We start from the raw sequence: 17,267 nt of genomic DNA on the forward strand, positions 1-17,267 counted from the left end.
CGCCCGTCGCCCGTCGACGTGGACGTGGTGAACGACACGGTCCACGCGCTGGCGCAGTCGATTCCCCCGCGGGCGGCGGCCCAGCTGGTGGTCCGGGCCGCGGAGATGGTGGACCGCCGGATCGCGGCCCTGCCCGACTCCATCCTCGAGGCCGTCGTCGCGGCCGACAACCCGTTCAACCTGGAGCGCCATCGCCACCGGGCCGAGCATCTCGTCGAGATGGAGCGGGCGCTGCGCTGAGTTCGCCGGGGCCCGCGACGCTGGATCCGGGCCGGAAGCCGCCGAGCTCGCGTCGCTCGGCCCTAGAATTCCCTCACGCAGAAGCAGCCGAGGCGCAGCTCCTGGCGGCACACCCATTTCCCCCGGACTCGCTTGTTGTATTTATGGTGCCCGGGCCGCACGTCAAGCAGAAAAGTTTCACAAGCTCGACCACCCGTATCTGACTGGATACAGTCCGCCTACGATTGGGGCGGGCTCGCGAGCTCGGCCCGCAGCCGGTCCTTCTGGACCTTCGCGGTCGGGGTCTTGGGCAGCGCGTCGGCGAAGAGGACCCGGGCGGGCACCTTGAAGCGGGCGAGGCGCTCGGCGCACCAGGCCTGAAGCTCGTCCGCCGTCGGCGCCGCGCCGGGGCAGCGCACGACGACGGCCACGACATCGTCCTCCGAGAGCTCGGAGGGCACGCCGACCACCGCCGACTCGAGGACGCCCGGGTGCGCGTCGAGCACCGCCTCGACCTCGCCCGAGGCGATGTTCTCCCCTCGACGACGGATCACGTCCTTCCGGCGATCCACGAAATAGAAGTAGCCGTCGACGTCGCGGTAGCCCCAGTCCCCGGTCCAGAGCCAGCCCTCGCGGAGGGCTCCGGCGGTCGCCGCTGGATCGGCGTGATAGCCCGCCATCATGACCGCGTTCCGGATCACGATCTCGCCGACGTCGCCCGGTCCGCACTCCCGGCCGTCGGCGGCGACGACTTTCATCTCGTTCCGGATCCCCCGCGCCGGCAGCTCCCGCGGCAGCCCCATGCTGCCGGGCTTGCGCCGGCCGTGGAGCGGCAGGATGGTGCCGAAGGTGCACTCGGAGAGGCCATAGCCCTCGAGCAGGGTCACCCCGAACCGCTCCTCGAAGGGCTCGAAGAGGTCACGGGGCACCGGCGCGCCGTAGAGGAGGCGGAGCCCGTGAGCCCGGTCCTGGGACCCGGGCGGGGCCTTGGCCAGCAGCGCCAGCATGGAGCCGATGACGTTCGCCTGGGTCGCCCCGAAGTGCCGGGCGTCGTCCCAGAACCCCGAGGCGCTGAAGCGCTCGAGCAGCACCAGAGTGGCGCCGGCCGCGAGGGCGCCCATGGTCGAGTAGGCCTGAGCGTTGATGTGGAAGAGCGGCAGCGGGGTCATCAGGCGATCCGTCGGCCCGAGGTCGAGCCACGCGCGGAATCCCTCGCCGGTCAGCACGTAGTTCCGGTGGGGCTGCAGCACGCCCTTGGGCCGCCCCGTCGTGCCCGAGGTGTAGATGAAGGTCGCGATCCTTTCGGGAGTCGCCCGCCCCTCGAGCGGGAGCGGCGTCTCGTCGGCCAGGTCGGCGAACGCGATGCCGCGGTCCCAGGGGCCGGAGCCGACCACGATCAGCTCCGTGACCGTCGCGCTCCGGCGATAGACCTCCCGGGCCACCTCGAACCCGTCGGCCCCGGTGACGAGCCACCGCGCCCCGGCGTGCTCGACCGGGTAGGCGGCCTCCTCGGCCCGAAAGGCCGTGTTGATGGGGACGAGCGCGGCGCCGAGGGCGTTGACCGCGAACCACGTCCAGAGGAACTCGGGGCAGTTCCGGAGATAGCAGGCGACTCGGTCGCCGGCGCCCACCCCGAGCCGCGCGAGCCCTCCCGCCACGCGGCCGATCTCGGCCCGGGCGTCGGCATAGGAGACGACGGTCTGCCCGAAAACCAGAAAAGGGTGCGCGGGCCGGCGCTCGGCGACGGCGGCAAAGGCCTCCGGGATGGTGAGCGGCAGCACGGGGCTATGGTACCGGCCGGCGAGGCGGGCCGCCAACCGCCCGGCACGACGCGCCCGGGGAGGCTACGCGTGTATCGGAGGAAACCCGAAGAGCGCGGCACCGAGGGGGGTGAGCCCGGCGGCGACGACCAGGAATCCGAACCAGGGAGAGCCGGGCCTACCCGTCACCAGCGCGGCGGACTACGTCCCTCCGGGCGACTCGCCGTCGAGGAGGCGTGAGAACGCGTCCCGGAAGGGGAAGACGCCGAAGCCGCCGCCCGTGTGGAGGAAGAGCACGCGGCGGCCGAGGCGGTTCCCCGGGCGCCGCGCCTCGTCGGTGAGCGCGAGAAACGCCTTCGCGGTGTACACGGGGTCGAGCAGGAGCCCCGCCTCGCGGGCGGCCTCGGCCACGACCCGGAGCTCCTCCGGGCGCACCGTGGCGCGTCCGAGCCCCTGGTAGCCGTCGAGCAGGCGGATCTGGTCGCGGTCGAGGCCGACCTCGAACCCGAACCGGGAGCCCGCCTTCCGCACGGTCGTCCAGACGTAGTCGCGGATCGCCTCGGCGTCGAACGACACCGGGACCCCCCAGATCTCCGCGCCGAGTCCGAAGAGCGCCTGGCCCAGATAGAGGCCGGCCAGGCTTCCGCCGCTCCAGGCCGCGATCACGATGGCGTCCGGCGCCGGAGCGCCCGCCGCGATCTGCGCCTTGAGCTCCTCGATCAGCGCGGCATACCCCAGCACGCCGAGCTCGTTCGAGCCCGACTCCGGGATCAGGTAGGGGCGGCCGCCGTCACGTCGTACCTGCTCGCTCAGCCGGGCGAAGAGGGCATCCGGCCGATCGACGTCCTCCGGCGGGACGAAGACGGCGGTGGCCCCGAAGAGACGCGCCAGGAGCAAGTTGCCGTCGGCGACCGATGGGCGCTCACCCCGCAGGCCGAGGACGCACCGGAGGCCGAGCCTGGCCGCGATCGCGGCGGCGGCCCGGCAGCAGTTCGACTGGAGCGCCCCCACGGTGATGAGGGTGTCGGCGCCCTGATCGAGCGCCTCGCGGACGAGGAACTCGAGCTTCCGGATCTTGTTGCCGCTCTCGGCGAAGCCCGTGAGGTCGTCGCGCTTGACGTAGAGCTCGACCCCGAGCCGCTCGCTGAGGCGCGGAAGCGGCTCGATGGGAGTCGGGCCGTAGGTGAGGCGGAAGCGGTCCGGCAGGCGCGCCATCATGCTCCGTCGACTATAGCACGCCGGCCTCGACGGCCAAAAAAACGCCGGGTCCGGATGACGCACCCGGACCCGGGGGACTCGGGGGGAACGGCCAGGGCCGCTAGATCATGGGAGGGGGCCATTGATCGGGCGGGCTTCGCCCGTCGGGGCCTCCTCCCAGACCCTCCCCCGGGAGGCGCTGGCGCGCGATCACTCCCACAGCCAGACAGGGTCCCCAGGGTGGGCCCAGCCCCCTGGGAGAAGGTCATGCTGTCCGCTTGCCGGTCCCGGCCGGGACCGGCAAGCGTGCTTTCGGAGCACCCATGAGCGCGACGAAGATCCAGCCCCGACTCGTTGACGCGCTCCGGGAGGTCGTCGGCCGGGACGGCGTCATCGCGGCTCCCGACGACTGCCTGGTCTACGAGTGCGACATGCTCGTCTACTACAAGGGAGTGCCCGACGTCGTGGTGCTCCCCCGGAGCGTGGCCGAGGTACTGGCCGTCGTCCGCCTCGTCCTCGACGCCGGCGTGCCCATCGTGCCGCGGGGGTCGGGCACGGGTCTCATCGGCGGCGCCATGGCGCCGCGCGGCGGCGTGATGATCGGCGTGAATCGGATGGACCGTGTCCTCGAGGTGGACCTGGCCAACCGCCACGCGGTGGTGGAGCCGGGGGTCATCAACCTGGGGCTCACCCGTATGGTGGAAGGGCGAGGCTACTTCTTCGCCCCCGACCCCTCGAGCCAGATGGTCTCCTCGATCGGCGGGAACGCGGCCACCAATGCCGGCGGCCCCCACGCCCTCAAGTACGGCAGCACCGTGAACCACGTCCTCGGGCTCGAGCTGGTGACGGGCCGCGGCGAGCTCCTGTGGCTCGGTGGGCCGGTCCGCGAGCGCCCGGGCTACGACCTGACCGGAGTCGTGGTCGGCTCCGAGGGGACGCTCGGTGTCATCACCAAGGTGGCCGTGCGCCTCACGCGCGCCGGCGAGGCCGTGAAGACGGCGCTGGCGACCTTCGCCTCGATCGAGGTGGCCTCGCAGGCGGTGTCGGCCATCATCGCGGAGGGCATCATCCCGGCGGCGCTCGAGGCCATGGACGAGCCGGTCATCCGGGCGGTGGAGGCGGGGATCAAGGCCGGCTATCCCACCGATGCCAAAGCCGTGCTGCTGATCGAGCTCGACGGGCCGGCGGCGGAGGTCGAGGTTCAGGCCGAGGCCGTGGCTCGGATCTGCCAGGCCCGGGGCGCCCTGTCGCTGCGTGTCGCCGCCGACGACAAGGAGCGGGCCCTCCTGTGGAAGGGGCGCAAGGAGGCGGCCGGCGCCTTCGGCCGGATCACCCACAACTATGTCCTCCAGGACGCCGTCGTGCCCCGCTCGAAACTTCCCGAGATCATGGCCCAGGTGCAGGCGATCGCCCAGAGCCACGGGGTCATGGTGGCCAACGTCTTTCACGCCGGAGACGGGAACCTCCACCCGATGATCTGCTACGACGAGCGAGTGTCGGGGCAGTTCGACGCGGCCCTGGCCGCCAGCGAGGCCATCCTGGATGCGTGCATCGCGGTGGGCGGCACGGTGACGGGCGAGCACGGCGTGGGAATGGACAAGGCCCAGAAGCTCGCGCGCCTGTTCAACGCCGATGACCTGGCCGCGATGGCCGCCGTCCGGCGAGTCTTCGACCCGCGTCTCCTCATGAACCCCGAAAAGGTCTTCCCATCCGGCGCCGCCTGCCCGGAGGTTCCCCGGGTCGGCGCCGGGAAGCCGGTGCCGGAGGGGATGTGGGTGTGACCGGGCGGGCGTCGCGCGACGTCGGCGCGGCGCTCGGCGCGGTGGTCGGGGGCGCCCAGGTGCTGGCCGGCGAGGCCGCGGGCGCCTTCGCGATCGAGGGGCGCGCCCCGCGCTGGGTCGCCTTTCCGGGGAGCGCGGACGAGGTGAGCCGTTGCCTGGCCCTCGCTGCGGCCGAGGGCCTCGCGGTGGCGCCGACCGGGCAGGGGACGCGGCGGCACTGGGGAGGCACCCCGCGGGCCCTGGACCTCGTGGTGTCCCTCCGTCGGCTCGACCGGATCCTCGCGCACGAGCCGGCCGACCTGACGATGTCGGTCGAGGCCGGTGTCACGCTCGGCGCGGTGAACGCGCACATCGGACCCTATCGCCAGCTCCTTCCGCTCGACCCGGCGCGCGCCGCGGGGTCGACGGTCGGGGGCATCGTCGCCACGGCCGCGACCGGCCCCTACCGGGCGCGCTACGGGACGATCCGCGATCTCCTGCTGGGCGTGACCGTCGCCCAGGCCGACGGCACCCTCGTGACGGGAGGGGGCCGGGTCGTGAAGAACGCCACCGGCTATGACATGCCGAAGCTCCAGGTCGGCGCCCTCGGCACCCTCGGCGTCGTCGTCTCGGCCCACCTGCGCCTCCACCCGGCGCCGGCCGAGGAACGGAGCTGGCTCTACGGGTTTCCGGGTCCCGAGGCGCTCCTGGATGCCGCCCTCGGCATCCTCGACGCGCCACTCGTCGTGAGCCGACTCACCTTCGTGGACCGGGCGACGCTGGGTCTCACGGGGCACGCGGCGACGCCACCGGCCGCGCTCGCGGTGACGATCGGCAGCGTGCCTGATGGGGCACGCGCCCAGGGCGAGCGTGTCGCCACGATCTGCCGGAGTGGCGGCGCGACGGCGCTTCCCCTGGCGGAGCCGGAAGCGTGGTGGAGGCGAGTCAGCGATGCCGCGTGGGGGAGCCCGCCCGAGCCCACCCTCGTGCTGCGGATCGGTGTCCGAACGACAGACGTCGTGAAGGCGCTCCGGGCGGTGGAGGCGGCGGTCGACGGGATGAGCCGTCGCGCCTCGGCCGAGCTCGCCAATGGCGTGCTCCACGTCGTGCTGGCGGGCCGCGGTCTCGAGGAGGCCGGGGCGCTCCTCGGTCGAGTCCGGGCGAGTCTGGCGCCGCTCGAGGGGACGTGCGTCGTCGAGCACGGGCCGGCGGCCGTGAAGGCCGCGCTCGACGTGTGGGGCGATGTGGGGCCGGCGCTGGCGGCGATGCGCGGGCTCAAGGCCGAGCTGGATCCGCAGAACATGCTGAACCCGGGCCGCTTCGTGGGAGGAATCTAGGGGTGGGAGGGCCGGTCGGCACGCGTCCGCTCGGAGCCTTCGACGCCCAGGACCCGCCGGACTGGGAGGGCATCCTCGATTGCGTCCACTGCGGGATCTGCCTGCCCCAGTGTCCGACCTACCGCGTCCTCGGCCAGGAGATGGACTCTCCGCGCGGCCGTCTCTATCTGATGCGCGCCGCGGGGGAAGGACGCATCGGGCTCACCGAGAACTTCGTCACCCACATGGACCGCTGCCTCGGCTGTCGCGCCTGCGAGACCGCGTGCCCGTCGGGGGTTCCGTTCGGGCGGCTGCTCGAAGAGGTGCGCGGGCAGCTCGAGCGCCGGGTGCCGCGCCCGCTCTCGCGCCGGTTGCTCGGACGGCTGATCCTCGGCACCTTCCCCCACCGCCGGCGCCTCGGCACGGCGCTTCGTGTGCTGCGGCTCTACCAGCGCTCCGGGGTCCAGCGCCTCGTCCGAGCGGCCGGCTTCCATCGCGCGTTCCCGCGACTCGCGGCGATGGAGCGCCTCCTCCCCCCGCTGACCGCGGTCCCGAGCGGCGGCCGGGCCGCCCCGCGCCAGGGCCAAGGCGCCTCCCGAGGAACCGTGGCGCTCCTGGAGGGCTGCGTCCAGGCCCTCCTGTTCCCCGAGGTGAACCGGGCGACCGAGCGACTGCTCACCCGGGCCGGTTACACGGTGGTGACGCCGTCGGGCCAGGGCTGCTGTGGAGCGCTCCACCTCCACTGGGGCGACCGCGAGGGCGCCCGCCGGCTCGCTCGGCTGAACCTCGCCGCCTTTGCCGGCGTCGACTGGGTCGTCACCAACGCCGCCGGCTGCGGGACCGCGCTCCGCGACTACGGGCATCTGCTGGCCGACGATTCGAGCGCGGCCGACCTCGCGGCTCGCGTGCGGGATGTGTCCGAGCTCCTGGCGAGCGCGCTGCCGGAGCCGCAGCATCCGCTCCCGCTCACCGTCACCTACCACGAGCCGTGCCACCTCGCTCATGGCCAGCGGGTGCGCGAGGCGCCCCGGGCGCTGCTGAAGGCGATCCCCGGACTGACCCTGGTGGAGCTCCGGGACGCGGACCTCTGCTGCGGGTCGGCCGGCGTGTACAACCTTCTCGAGCCGGCGATCGCCGGGGAGCTCCTCCGACGAAAACTCGATCGAATCGCCGAGACCGGTGCCGAGATCGTGGCGAGCGGGAACCCCGGCTGCCTGCTCCAGCTCCGCATGGGGCTGGCCGAGCGCGGTCTCCCGATTCGTGCCCACCATCCGGTCGAGCTTCTCGCCTGGTCGGTCGAGGGCCTGCCGCCCTCGAGCCGCGGGACCTAGGAACGTGGAGCGGATCCGGCTGCGCGACCGCGTGGCCTTCCAGGAGGGCAAGATGGCCCGGCAGCGCCTGGCCGGGACCGCGCGCTGCCAGGTCGATCTCTACTGCCTCAAGCCGGGCCAGTCGCAGCCCGCCCACAGTCATCCCGACCAGGACAAGCTCTACCTCGGAGTCGAGGGCGTCGGGCGCATCCGGATCGGGAGCGAGGAGCAGTGGCTCGAGCCGGGCGTGCTGGTGCTGGCGCCGGCCGGGGTCGAGCACGGCCTCGCGAACCCGGGGGACACGCCGCTCGTCGCGCTGGTCCTGGTGGTTCCGCCCCCCGAGCACGCCTGAGAGCCCACGAGGGAATCAATGCGGGACGTGGCGTGCGGAGACGACGGGACGCAGCGGGCTGAGCCAGACGGCCCGGTGAAGGGCCAGTCGCGGTAAGATCGGTATGCCGGAGGAGTCCAAGCGCTACTTCACGCGGGAGGGGGCCGAACGGCTGATCCCGCGCCTTCAGGCGCTCATGGGCCGGATCAAGGAGTGTCACGCCGTGACGGGCCAGCTCCGCGGCGCCCTCCAGGAGGCGCAGCGGCAGGTGATGCTGTCGGGCGGTGCTCGGCTCGATCCGGAGTTCTGGCGGTCGCGGAAGACCGAGCTCGCGCGGGTGACCGCGGAGCTACAGGAAAGGATCGGGGAGATCCTGAAGATGGGGGCGGTCCCGAAGGACCTCGAGCTGGGGCTGGTGGATTTTCCGGCCCTCATCGACGAGCGCGAGGTGAACCTCTGCTGGCGCCTCGGGGAGGAGCGGATCCGCTTCTGGCACGGCCTCGACGAAGGCTATGCCGGGCGGAAGCCGCTCCCGAGCGAAGGATAGGAGGCGGAATGCAGCTCCTCTTGGCGAACACCGGCTCGTACCCGCGGATCGGCGATACGCCCGAGACGCAGCGACACCGCCGGGCCTACGGCCAGCGTGAACGGGGCGAGATCTCGGACACGCAGTGGCAGGCGGTCGAGGACGAGGTCACCCGCGAGGTCGTGATCGAGCAGCTCCAGGCGGGCATCGAGCTCCCGACCGATGGCCACGTACGCTGGTACGACCCGATCTCGCACCTGGCCCGGCCGCTCGCCAACATCGCGATCAACGGCCTCCTGCGCTACTTCGACACGAACTTCTACTTCCGGCAGCCGGTGGTATCGGGGCCGGTGTCGAGACGCCAGCCGCTCCTCCGCCGGGAGTTCGAGGTGGCCCGATCGTCCGCGGCTCCCCATCCGATCAAGCCCGTCATGACGGGGCCGTACAGTCTGGCCCAAGCGTCCGTCCTCGAGGGCGGCTACCGGGACCGGGCCTCGCTCGCTCTCGCCTATGCGGACGTCCTGGCCCAGGAGGTGGCGGAGCTGGCCGAGGCCGGCGCGACGCTGATCCAGATCGACGAGCCGTTCCTGCTCCAGCACCCCGAGGACCTCGACGTCGTGCGCCGGGCCTTCGGCATGCTGGCGGCGGCCCGCGGGCGAGCCCGGCTCGCCTGCTACACCTACTTCGGGGACGCGGTGCCGCTCTACGACGACCTGCAGGAGCTGCCGGTGGACGTGCTGGGCTTCGACTTCACCTACAGCCCGAAGCTCGCCGAGCGGATCGGCGAGGCCGGCACCGGCAAGGCGCTCGGGCTCGGGCTGATCGACGGGCGCAACACCAAGCTCGAGACCAAGGACGCCGTGTACCCGGCGCTCGATCGCGTGCTGCCCCACCTCCGGGGCACCGCCTACCTCAACCCCTCCTGCGGCCTCGAGTTCCTTCCCCGGGATCGCGCCCGGACCAAGCTGGAGACGATGGTTCGTCTGGCTCGCGAGTACACGGGGCCGAAAGGAGCCTGAGATGAGCCGCGCCAAGCTTCGCGCCCTCGGCCTCGAGCTGCCGCTCCTGCCGACCTCCACGGTCGGCAGCTTCCCCAAGCCGCCCTATCTCACGGAGGCCCGGGCCAAGGCGACCCGCAACGCGATCACCCGCGCGGAGCTCGACCGCCTGGAGCGACAGGCCACCGAGTTCTGGGTCCGCACGCAAGAGGAGCTGGGGATCGACGTCCTGGTCGATGGCGAGCAGTACCGGGGTGACATGGTCGCGTATTTCGCCGAGACGCTGGGCGGGTTCGCGCGGGGCGGTCTCGTCCGGTCATACGGCAACCGTTACTACCACAAGCCGGTCATCGTCGGCCCGGTCGCGTGGCGCGGTCCCATCACGGTCGACTGGTGGCGGTGGACGCAGTCGCTCACTGACCGGCCCGTGAAGGGGATGCTGACCGGCCCCTACACGATCATGGACTGGTCGTTCGACGACCATTACCCGAACCGGAAGGCGGCCTGCCTGGCGCTGGCGCGCGAGGTACGCAAGGAGCTGGAGGTGCTCCTCGCGGCCGGCGTCAAGATCGTCCAGATCGACGAGCCCGCCCTCTCGGTCCGCCCCGAAGAGCTGCCGTTCGCCGTGGAGGCCATGCACCTCGTCGTCGACGGCCTGCCGGCCTACTACATCGTCCACGCCTGCTTCGGGGCGTTCGAGACGATCTACCCGGGGCTGCTCGACCTCCCGGTGGACAACCTCGATCTCGCCATCTCGCACAGCGCGCTCGACCTGCTGGCGATGTTCGAGAAGGACCCCTTCACCAAGGACCTCTCTCTCGGCGTCCTCGACGTCCACCGCCACACGGTCGAGTCGCCGGACGAGGTCAAGGCGCGCATCAGACGCGGGGTCGGTGTCCTGCCCAAAGAGCGGATCTGGGTGGATCCCGACTGTGGCCTGAAGACACGGACGGTGGACGAGACCCGGGGAAAGCTGTCCGCGATGCTGGCGGCGGTGCGGGAGGTCCGGGGCGCGCTCGGCTGAGATCCCCGGAGGGGGCCTTGCCGGCCCGCTCCCCGGAACCGAGACGGGCGCCAGCGCCGGGAGGTCGATGCCTCGCTACTCGACGGTCCTGTTCGACCTCTTCGACACGCTGGTCCGGTTCGACCGCGACCGGCTCCCGGTGGCGCGGATCGACGGGCGAGAGGTCCACACCTCGGTGGCGTGCCTCTATCCCGCCGTCGCGGTGGCGCTGCCCGGAATCAGCATCGAGGCGTTCTACGACGCCTTCATGGGCAGCTACCGTGAGGCCGAGCGGCGGCGTGAGCTCGACCACCGCGAGATCCCGGCCCTGGCGCGGCTCGGCTTCTGCTACGCGCGGCTCGGAATCGATCCGGCGACGGTGCCCGCGGCGGTCTCCGAGCAGCTCATCACCCTCCACATGACCTGTCTGGCCGGGGCCGCCGAGCCGCTGCCGGGCCGGCCCGAGCTCCTCGACTGGCTGGCCGGCCGCTACCGCCTCGGGCTCGTGTCGAACTTCGACTACACGCCCACGGTGCAGCGCATCCTGGCCGAGGGCGGGATCCTCGACCGGTTCGACGCCGTGGTCGTGTCGGACTCGGTCGGCTGGCGCAAGCCGAGTCCGGCCATCTTCCAGGTGGCCTTCGACCGTCTCGGCGTCGGCCCGCGCGAGTGCCTGTTCATCGGCGACCGGCCGGAGATCGACGTCGCAGGAGCCAAGGGCGTGGGGATGGACGCCGCCTGGTTCAACCCGGCGGGAACGCCGCCTCCGGCGGAGGCGCCGGAGCCCGATTTCGTGCTGGGCCGCCTGGCCGACCTCCGCGCGATCCTGGAAAAAACCGCTTGACGAGCGTACGGGCTTCCGGTAGCCTTAGTGGCCGATTGACGGGGCAGGCTGCTTGTCAGGAGATCGACGTCGATCCCGCCGCAAGGGCTGAAATCGGATTGCCCTTGCGGTTTTTTGTTGGCCGCTCGCCCCTAGCCTCACGGAAGGAGACCGACGGAATGCGCGAAAGCGGAGTGGTCAAATGGTTCAACGAGGCCAAGGGGTACGGCTTCATCGAGCGCCCGGGCGGAGAGGACGTCTTCGTCCATTACTCCGCCATCCAGGGCTCGGGCTTCCGCACGCTGGCCGAAGGCCAGGCGGTGGAGTTCGACGTCGTGGAGGGGCCGAAGGGGAAGCAAGCGGCCAACGTGACCAAGAAGTAGCGGTCACGTGAGCGGAACGGCCCCGGAGGGTTCCCTCCGGGGCCGTTTTTCTTTTTCGGGGCGCGCTCCGGGCGTCCTGCATCCCCGAGGGGGCGCAGGACGTCTGATATAATCGAGGGCGCCGCCGGCGAGGACGAGCGTGAGCGAGATCCACAAGGTCGTCATACTGGGCTCCGGCCCCGCCGGGCTGACCGCGGCCATCTACACCGGGCGCGCGAACCTGTCGCCGGTCGTGCTGGCCGGAAGTCAGCCGGGGGGCCAGCTCATGCTGACGACCGACGTCGAGAACTACCCGGGCTTCGAGCAGGCCATCCTGGGGCCGGACCTCATGGACGTGATGCGCCGTCAGGCCGAGCGCTTCGGGGCGAAGATGATCGACGACGATGCGATCGGCGTGGACCTGACGCACCGGCCCTTCATCGTGAAGACCGCCGAGCAGACCTACCGGTCCCTGACGCTGATCATCGCGACCGGCGCCTCCGCCAAGATGCTGGGACTGCCGGCCGAGAAGAAGCTCCTCGGCCGGGGCCTGTCGACCTGCGCCACCTGCGACGGCTTCTTCTTCAAGGGGCAGGATCTGGCCGTGGTGGGGGGCGGCGACTCGGCGATGGAGGAGGCGAACTTTCTCACCAAGTTCGCCGACAAGGTCACGGTGGTCCACCGGCGGGACACGCTGCGAGCGTCGAAGATCATGCAGGATCGGGCGCGGCGCAACAAGAAGATCGCCTGGATCTGGAACAGCACGGTGGACGACATCCACGACGCCGACCAGGGAAAGGTGACCGGGGTCAGCCTCCGCAACCTCAAGACCGGCGAGCTCAGCGAGATGCCGGTCGGCGGCGTGTTCGTCGCCATCGGTCACACGCCGAACACCCAGCTCTTCGCCGGCCAGCTCGAGCTGGACCCCGGCGGCTACATCGTGACCCAGCCCGGCTCGACCCGGACCAGCGTGCCCGGCGTGTTCGCCGGCGGGGACGTGGCCGACCACGTCTATCGCCAGGCGGTGACCGCGGCCGGCACCGGCTGCATGGCCGCCATCGACGCCGAGCGCTTCCTGGAAGCCGAGGCACACTAGTCCCTCGGGGGGGTCTCGGAAGACCCCCCCGATGCCCCCCCTCGGTTGCGGCGGCACAGCCGCCGCTCGGAGCACTCCTCGATGCACCACGCGCTCGGTGGTCGGCGCCGGGTTACTCCGAGGCACTCCTGATCTCTGGAGGGGGGCCGGCACCCCCTCGATCGCTCTCCGCAAACCTCTCGGGGGGCGCTCTCGCGCTCCCTCACGTTCCGACACCCCTCCGACTGACCTCAGAGGGCGTGAATCCCGGCGGCCGCCCGGAGGCCCGACTCGATCGCCCCCTGGATCCACGCGTGGGCGAGCGAGGCGTGCTCGCCGGCGAGCCAGATCCGCCCCTCGGGCGCGATGATCGTCTGATAGAGGCGCGTCTGCTGGCCGGGATCGAAGAGGGCGAAGGCGCCGCCGGCGAACTCGTCGTCGTGCCACATGTAGGAGGCGCCTGCCTCGAAGTCCCGGGCGATCTGCGGGTGGATCAGCGCCAGGTTCTCGAGCGCCTGGGTGATCCGCTCGGCCGGCGGAAGGGACCCCCAGCGCTGGGCGTCCTCCGACCAGGTGTAGCTGGCCAGGAGCACCCCGCGCCCGGTATCCCGTCCGTGGTCGGGGTAGTAGGTGGCCCGGATGGGAAGATCGCTCACCGTGCCCCCACCGAAGATCCCGTCGTCATCCTCCCAGAACCGGCGGCGACACTGGAAGAGAATCTTGGCGGAGGCGTCGTAGTGGAGCTGCCGGATGGCGCGCTGCTTGGCCGGGGAGAACGGCTTGAGCACTTCGATGTGCCGGAGAACCGGGAAGGGGACCGTCACGATCGCGTAGTCACCGGTCTCGGTGAAGCGACCCGCCGCCGTCTGATAGTGAACGGCCACGCCCGTGTCGCTCTGGTCGAGGGCGATCACGCGGGCGCCGAACCGGATGTGGCGCCGAAGATCGGGGAGGAAGGCGGACGGCAGACGGTCCATGCCGCCCGCGATCTCCACGAGGTCGGTGTAGCAGTGGCTGACCTCCTCCCGCAGGAGCTCGAGGAACGCGGAGTTCATCAGGGCTTCCTGGAAGGAGAAGAGGCCGAAGGCCTCGATGGCGCCCTCCGACCAGCCCCGGGACTCCAGGAACTCGCGGGTCGAAAACTCGTCGTAGCGCCCGACGATGGCCGCCCAGGCCGCCTCGCCCTCCCGGGTCAGGGCCTCGACGCACTCGGCGATCGCCTCCGCCCACAGGGCATCCAGCGTTCGGCCGCGCTCGTGGGAAGCCAGCTCGAAGGGCAGGAGCGCCGGCTCGGCCTGGACCTCGCTGGCCCGGAGCCGGCGGCCCTGCAGGTAGACGAAGGCATTCGGGTTGCCCATCGTGAACGGGGCGAGCTCGAGTCCGAAGCGCTCGCAGTAGGCCAGCGTCAGGTGGTGACTCCGCGGGATGCGCATCGCTCCGACCTCGGCGTAGAGGCCGTGGGTGAAGGGCTCCCGGAGCGTGTAGATCCGTCCGCCCACCCGCGCCCGGGCCTCCAGGACGACGGGAGTGTGCCCGGCTCGCCGGAGCTCCCAGGCGGCGACCAGGCCGGCCATGCCGGCGCCGACGATGACGACCTTCCGGGGCGGGCCGTCGCGCCGGGGGAGGCCCGAGCGGGCGACCTCGAGCAGGGGGACGACCGCCTGCGGCGACGGCGGAGACGCGGACACGGAATCGTTCAGAGGCGCGGCGGGCGACCCGGTCAGGTGCCGATGCGGAGCGGGCTCCCGAGCGCGCCCAGGTAGGCGATGGTCGAGAGGTAGGACAGCTTCCCGGTGCGTGGGTTCTCGGACGGCACGTTCTCGATCTCGACGCGGAGCCGACCGAAGGCGCCTTCCGCCATCACGGTGTGGCGGTTCCGGCCGAGTCCCGGGACCGCGTAGACTCGGATCCGCGTGGCGTCGGGACCCAGACCGGCCAGCGAGACGGCAGCCACCACGTTGACGTTGGCTGGAAAGGCGCGGCACGCCTCCCGCGCCGGGCCCTCGAAGACGAGGGTTTCGGCGGTGAGGCCGTCGAGATCGACGTGGGCCACGCCGGGAGCCCCCACGAGGCCGCCAGGCGGCTTGCGCGTTTCCATGACGACGCTGGCCAGGTGGCCGGCGACCGCGGCGCCCTTCAGGCCGTCGAGCCCGGCGATGGCCGCCGAGGGCGCGTGGATCCTGGCGCCTCGCGCGGCGGCCAGGGCCGGCCACTCGGGGTGATCGAGGAGACCGCCCACCGAGAGGACCAGGAGGTCGCGACCGGCCTCGAGGACGAGCGGGGCGAGCTCGGCCAACGCGGCCTGGGACGCGGCCTCGACCACGAGGTCGGATTCCTCGACGAGCCGCGGGAGCGAGAAGTACGGCGGTGCGCCGGGCAGGCTCTCGAGGAAGGCCTTCCCGCGCGCCTCGTCTCGGCTGGTGGCGCCGGCCAGGTAGCACCCCCGAAGGCCGTCGGCGAGCGCGCGCGACACGGCGCGGCCGATCGCGCCGAGCCCGACCATCCCGATCCGCAGGTCGCGTCCAGTCATTGCGCGTCGATGCGCGGTCATCCTAGCAAGCGCGCCTTCGGGAAATCAAGACGGCGTGCTATCCTAGGGCCCGATGACGGCACGCGGGATGTCGCCGGCGCGCGCCAGGCTGATGCGCGGTCCGCTGGAGCGGCTGTATCGCGACTTCGACTACCGCGGCCGGCTTGCCCGCGACGCCATCCAGTATCCCCGGCGCTACGCCGACCCCCTCGACCGCGAGATCGTCGCGCTCCTGAGCGCGAGCCTCGCGTACGGTCGCGTCGATCTCTTCGGCCCCTGGATCGAGCGTCTGCTCGGCTGGCTGGGCGCGTCGCCGCGCGCCTTCGCCATGAACTTCAATCCCACCCGCGACGCGTCGATCTTCACTCCGTTCCACTACCGATTCAACCGGGGCATCGACCTGGCGGCGGCGCTCCTGGCGATCCAACGGCTTCTCCACCGGCACGGCTCGCTCCGCCAGGCGTTCCTGGCCGGCTACTCGGAGACGGACCCGGACGTCCGGCCTGCCCTCGACGCCTTCGCCCGCGCGGTCCGGGAGCAGGACTTCCGGCCGGTCGGAATGCGGCGGCTCACCCGGGGGTTCCGTCATCTCTTTCCCCTTCCGGCCGACGGCGGCGCCTGCAAGCGCTGGCACCTCTTCCTCCGGTGGATGGTGCGATGTGACAGCTTCGACTTCGGCGACTGGCCGGAGGTCTCGCCGTCGAAGCTCCTGATCCCCCTCGACACGCACGTGGCCAACATGGCCGACGCGCTGCGCCTGACGCGCCTCCGGAGCCGAACGGGCCGGATGGCCGAGGACGTGACACGGAACCTCCGTCGGGTCGACCCCCGGGATCCGGTCAAGTACGACTTCGCCCTCTGTCACACGCGGATGCGGGGCGACTGCCTCGGACGGCGGGCCCCTGTGTGTGGAGACTGCGGCCTGCGCCCGATCTGCCGGCACTGGCGCTGATGGGGGAGTCGATCGGCCTGCTCGGCGTCGCGCTGCTCGTCGCGGTGGGAGGCGTCCTCGCCTGGGCGCTGTTCACGCTGGCGACGCGGGTCCGCGAGCTGGAGACGGCCCGGGCCACCCCGGACGCCGCCGCCACGCTCCTCCAGCGCGAGATCGAGGCCGTTCGGGCGGAAGCCCGCCAGGGACAGGAGGGCGCGCTGACCGCCGTGCGGCAGGAGATCAGCCAGTTCGGCGGCCAGGTCGGCCAGCAGCTCGGCCAGGTCCAGGTGGCCGTCAATACCCAGCTCCAGCAGGTCACCGGCGAGGTCAACCGGCGGCTCCAGGAGGGCATGGCCCTCATCCAGGGGGCGCAGACGGCGATCGGCCACCGGCTCGACCAGGCGGCGACGGCGGTGAGCCAGGTGCACGGACAGCTCGGGACCCTGACCGAGGCGACGCGTCGGATGGCCGAGATCGGGCGCGACATCGCCGGGCTCGAGCAGATCCTCCGGGCCCCGAAGATCCGCGGGGGTCTCGGCGAGATCCTGCTCGAGCGCGCCCTCGGCGAGATCCTCCCCGGGGGGACCTACCGGCTGCAGCACGCCTTCCGGGGCGGGGACAAGGTGGACGCGGTGATCGTGCTCGGCGACCGGCTGGTCCCGGTCGACTCGAAGTTCCCGCTCGAGAACTTCCGGCGCCTGGTGGAGGAGCCCCAGGAGGACCGCCGCCGGCAGGTGCGGCGGGGGTTCGTCCGCGACGTCCGGAACCGCGTGGACGAGATCGCCAAGAAGTACATCCTGCCCGACGAAGGGACCTTCGACTTCGCGCTGATGTACATCCCGGCCGAGAACGTCTACTACGAGGTCGTCGTCAAGGACGAGGACGAAGGGGACGACTCCGTCCTGGCCTACGCGCTGTCACGCCGGGTGATCCCCGTCTCCCCGAACTCCTTCTACGCCTACCTCCAGGTGATCCTGCTCGGGCTCAAGGGGTTGCGGGTCGAGCAGAACGCTCGGGAGATCCTGGCCACCCTCGGCCGGTTGACCGGCGACCTGACGCGCTTCCGGGAGCACTTCGACACCCTCGGCAAGCACGTCACCAACGCCAAGAACAAATACGAGGAGGC

The 17,267-nt window shown here is 71.7% G+C and carries 17 protein-coding genes; 13 read left to right on the forward strand and 4 right to left on the reverse strand.

Annotated features, from left to right (window positions below):
* Positions 1 to 240 (forward strand): hypothetical protein (locus tag VGW35_01020; protein ID HEV8306219.1); only part of this gene is annotated, 240 nt, incomplete at its 5' end.
* 218 nt (positions 241 to 458) lie between these two features.
* Here VGW35_01020 and VGW35_01025 read toward each other — a convergent pair.
* Both VGW35_01025 and VGW35_01030 read right to left on the reverse strand, forming a co-directional pair.
* A complete protein-coding gene (locus VGW35_01025; protein HEV8306220.1) occupies positions 459 to 2,000 on the reverse strand; it encodes an AMP-binding protein in 1,542 nt (513 codons plus the stop codon).
* 180 nt (positions 2,001 to 2,180) lie between these two features.
* The gene (locus tag VGW35_01030) at positions 2,181 to 3,197 is read right to left on the reverse strand and encodes a D-cysteine desulfhydrase family protein (protein ID HEV8306221.1); all 1,017 of its coding nucleotides are present in this window, start codon (positions 3,195 to 3,197) and stop codon (positions 2,181 to 2,183) included.
* Between the two features lie 302 nt (positions 3,198 to 3,499).
* On the opposite strand from VGW35_01030, the gene VGW35_01035 reads away from it, so the two are divergent.
* From VGW35_01035 to trxB, 10 genes are all read left to right on the forward strand, one after another.
* Positions 3,500 to 4,957, forward strand: coding sequence for an FAD-linked oxidase C-terminal domain-containing protein (locus VGW35_01035; protein ID HEV8306222.1), 1,458 nt, complete (start codon positions 3,500 to 3,502; stop codon positions 4,955 to 4,957).
* Positions 4,954 to 6,273, forward strand: a complete 1,320-nt coding sequence (locus VGW35_01040) for an FAD-binding oxidoreductase (protein HEV8306223.1) — start codon at positions 4,954 to 4,956, stop codon at positions 6,271 to 6,273. Before VGW35_01035 ends, VGW35_01040 begins: the two co-directional genes overlap by 4 nt.
* A 2-nt stretch (positions 6,274 to 6,275) precedes the next feature.
* Positions 6,276 to 7,583, forward strand: coding sequence for a heterodisulfide reductase-related iron-sulfur binding cluster (locus VGW35_01045; protein ID HEV8306224.1), 1,308 nt, complete (start codon positions 6,276 to 6,278; stop codon positions 7,581 to 7,583).
* Positions 7,584 to 7,587: 4 nt separating this feature from the next.
* A complete protein-coding gene (locus tag VGW35_01050; protein HEV8306225.1) occupies positions 7,588 to 7,914 on the forward strand; it encodes a cupin domain-containing protein in 327 nt (108 codons plus the stop codon).
* A gap of 103 nt (positions 7,915 to 8,017) precedes the next feature.
* Positions 8,018 to 8,440 (forward strand): DUF2203 domain-containing protein, encoded by a 423-nt coding sequence (locus VGW35_01055; protein HEV8306226.1) that lies wholly within the window; start codon positions 8,018 to 8,020, stop codon positions 8,438 to 8,440.
* Between the two features lie 8 nt (positions 8,441 to 8,448).
* On the forward strand, positions 8,449 to 9,438 hold the full coding sequence (locus VGW35_01060; GenBank protein ID HEV8306227.1) for a hypothetical protein: 990 nt from the start codon (positions 8,449 to 8,451) through the stop codon (positions 9,436 to 9,438).
* A 1-nt stretch (position 9,439) separates the two neighbouring features.
* On the forward strand, positions 9,440 to 10,441 hold the full coding sequence (locus VGW35_01065; GenBank protein ID HEV8306228.1) for a methionine synthase: 1,002 nt from the start codon (positions 9,440 to 9,442) through the stop codon (positions 10,439 to 10,441).
* Positions 10,442 to 10,508: 67 nt separating this feature from the next.
* Positions 10,509 to 11,264, forward strand: a complete 756-nt coding sequence (locus tag VGW35_01070) for an HAD family hydrolase (protein ID HEV8306229.1) — start codon at positions 10,509 to 10,511, stop codon at positions 11,262 to 11,264.
* 158 nt (positions 11,265 to 11,422) lie between these two features.
* A complete protein-coding gene (locus VGW35_01075) occupies positions 11,423 to 11,626 on the forward strand; it encodes a cold shock domain-containing protein (protein HEV8306230.1) in 204 nt (67 codons plus the stop codon).
* A 148-nt stretch (positions 11,627 to 11,774) separates the two neighbouring features.
* Positions 11,775 to 12,701: a thioredoxin-disulfide reductase gene (gene trxB / locus VGW35_01080; GenBank protein HEV8306231.1), complete on the forward strand. Its 927-nt coding sequence runs from the start codon at positions 11,775 to 11,777 to the stop codon at positions 12,699 to 12,701.
* Between the two features lie 230 nt (positions 12,702 to 12,931).
* On the opposite strand, the gene VGW35_01085 is transcribed toward trxB, so the two are convergent.
* Together VGW35_01085 and VGW35_01090 are read right to left on the reverse strand one after the other, a co-directional pair.
* The gene (locus tag VGW35_01085) at positions 12,932 to 14,368 is read right to left on the reverse strand and encodes a flavin monoamine oxidase family protein (GenBank protein ID HEV8306232.1); all 1,437 of its coding nucleotides are present in this window, start codon (positions 14,366 to 14,368) and stop codon (positions 12,932 to 12,934) included.
* Positions 14,369 to 14,400: 32 nt separating this feature from the next.
* Positions 14,401 to 15,210 (reverse strand): aspartate dehydrogenase, encoded by an 810-nt coding sequence (locus tag VGW35_01090; protein ID HEV8306233.1) that lies wholly within the window; start codon positions 15,208 to 15,210, stop codon positions 14,401 to 14,403.
* Positions 15,211 to 15,283: 73 nt separating this feature from the next.
* On the opposite strand from VGW35_01090, the gene VGW35_01095 reads away from it, so the two are divergent.
* Both VGW35_01095 and VGW35_01100 read left to right on the forward strand, forming a co-directional pair.
* Complete coding sequence (locus VGW35_01095; GenBank protein ID HEV8306234.1) at positions 15,284 to 16,162, forward strand: TIGR02757 family protein; 879 nt, start codon at positions 15,284 to 15,286, stop codon at positions 16,160 to 16,162.
* Positions 16,117 to 17,267: DNA recombination protein RmuC (locus VGW35_01100; protein ID HEV8306235.1), on the forward strand; the 1,151-nt coding region annotated here is incomplete at its 3' end. The genes VGW35_01095 and VGW35_01100, both read left to right, overlap by 46 nt.

The sequence above is a fragment of the Candidatus Methylomirabilota bacterium genome (assembly GCA_036005065.1).
Taxonomy (GTDB): Bacteria; Methylomirabilota; Methylomirabilia; order Rokubacteriales; family DASRDR01; genus DASYQW01.

Excerpts from the sequence above, each read along its gene's own strand:
- VGW35_01030 (HEV8306221.1), bottom strand. The coding sequence starts at position 3,197 with ATGATGGCGCGCCTGCCGGACCGCTTCCGCCTCACCTACGGCCCGACT.
- VGW35_01035 (HEV8306222.1), top strand. The coding sequence starts at position 3,500 with ATGAGCGCGACGAAGATCCAGCCCCGACTCGTTGACGCGCTCCGGGAG.
- VGW35_01055 (HEV8306226.1), top strand. The coding sequence starts at position 8,018 with ATGCCGGAGGAGTCCAAGCGCTACTTCACGCGGGAGGGGGCCGAACGG.
- VGW35_01060 (HEV8306227.1), top strand. The coding sequence starts at position 8,449 with ATGCAGCTCCTCTTGGCGAACACCGGCTCGTACCCGCGGATCGGCGAT.
- VGW35_01065 (HEV8306228.1), top strand. The coding sequence starts at position 9,440 with ATGAGCCGCGCCAAGCTTCGCGCCCTCGGCCTCGAGCTGCCGCTCCTG.
- VGW35_01070 (HEV8306229.1), top strand. The coding sequence starts at position 10,509 with ATGCCTCGCTACTCGACGGTCCTGTTCGACCTCTTCGACACGCTGGTC.
- VGW35_01075 (HEV8306230.1), top strand. The coding sequence starts at position 11,423 with ATGCGCGAAAGCGGAGTGGTCAAATGGTTCAACGAGGCCAAGGGGTAC.
- VGW35_01090 (HEV8306233.1), bottom strand. The coding sequence starts at position 15,210 with ATGACTGGACGCGACCTGCGGATCGGGATGGTCGGGCTCGGCGCGATC.
- VGW35_01095 (HEV8306234.1), top strand. The coding sequence starts at position 15,284 with ATGACGGCACGCGGGATGTCGCCGGCGCGCGCCAGGCTGATGCGCGGT.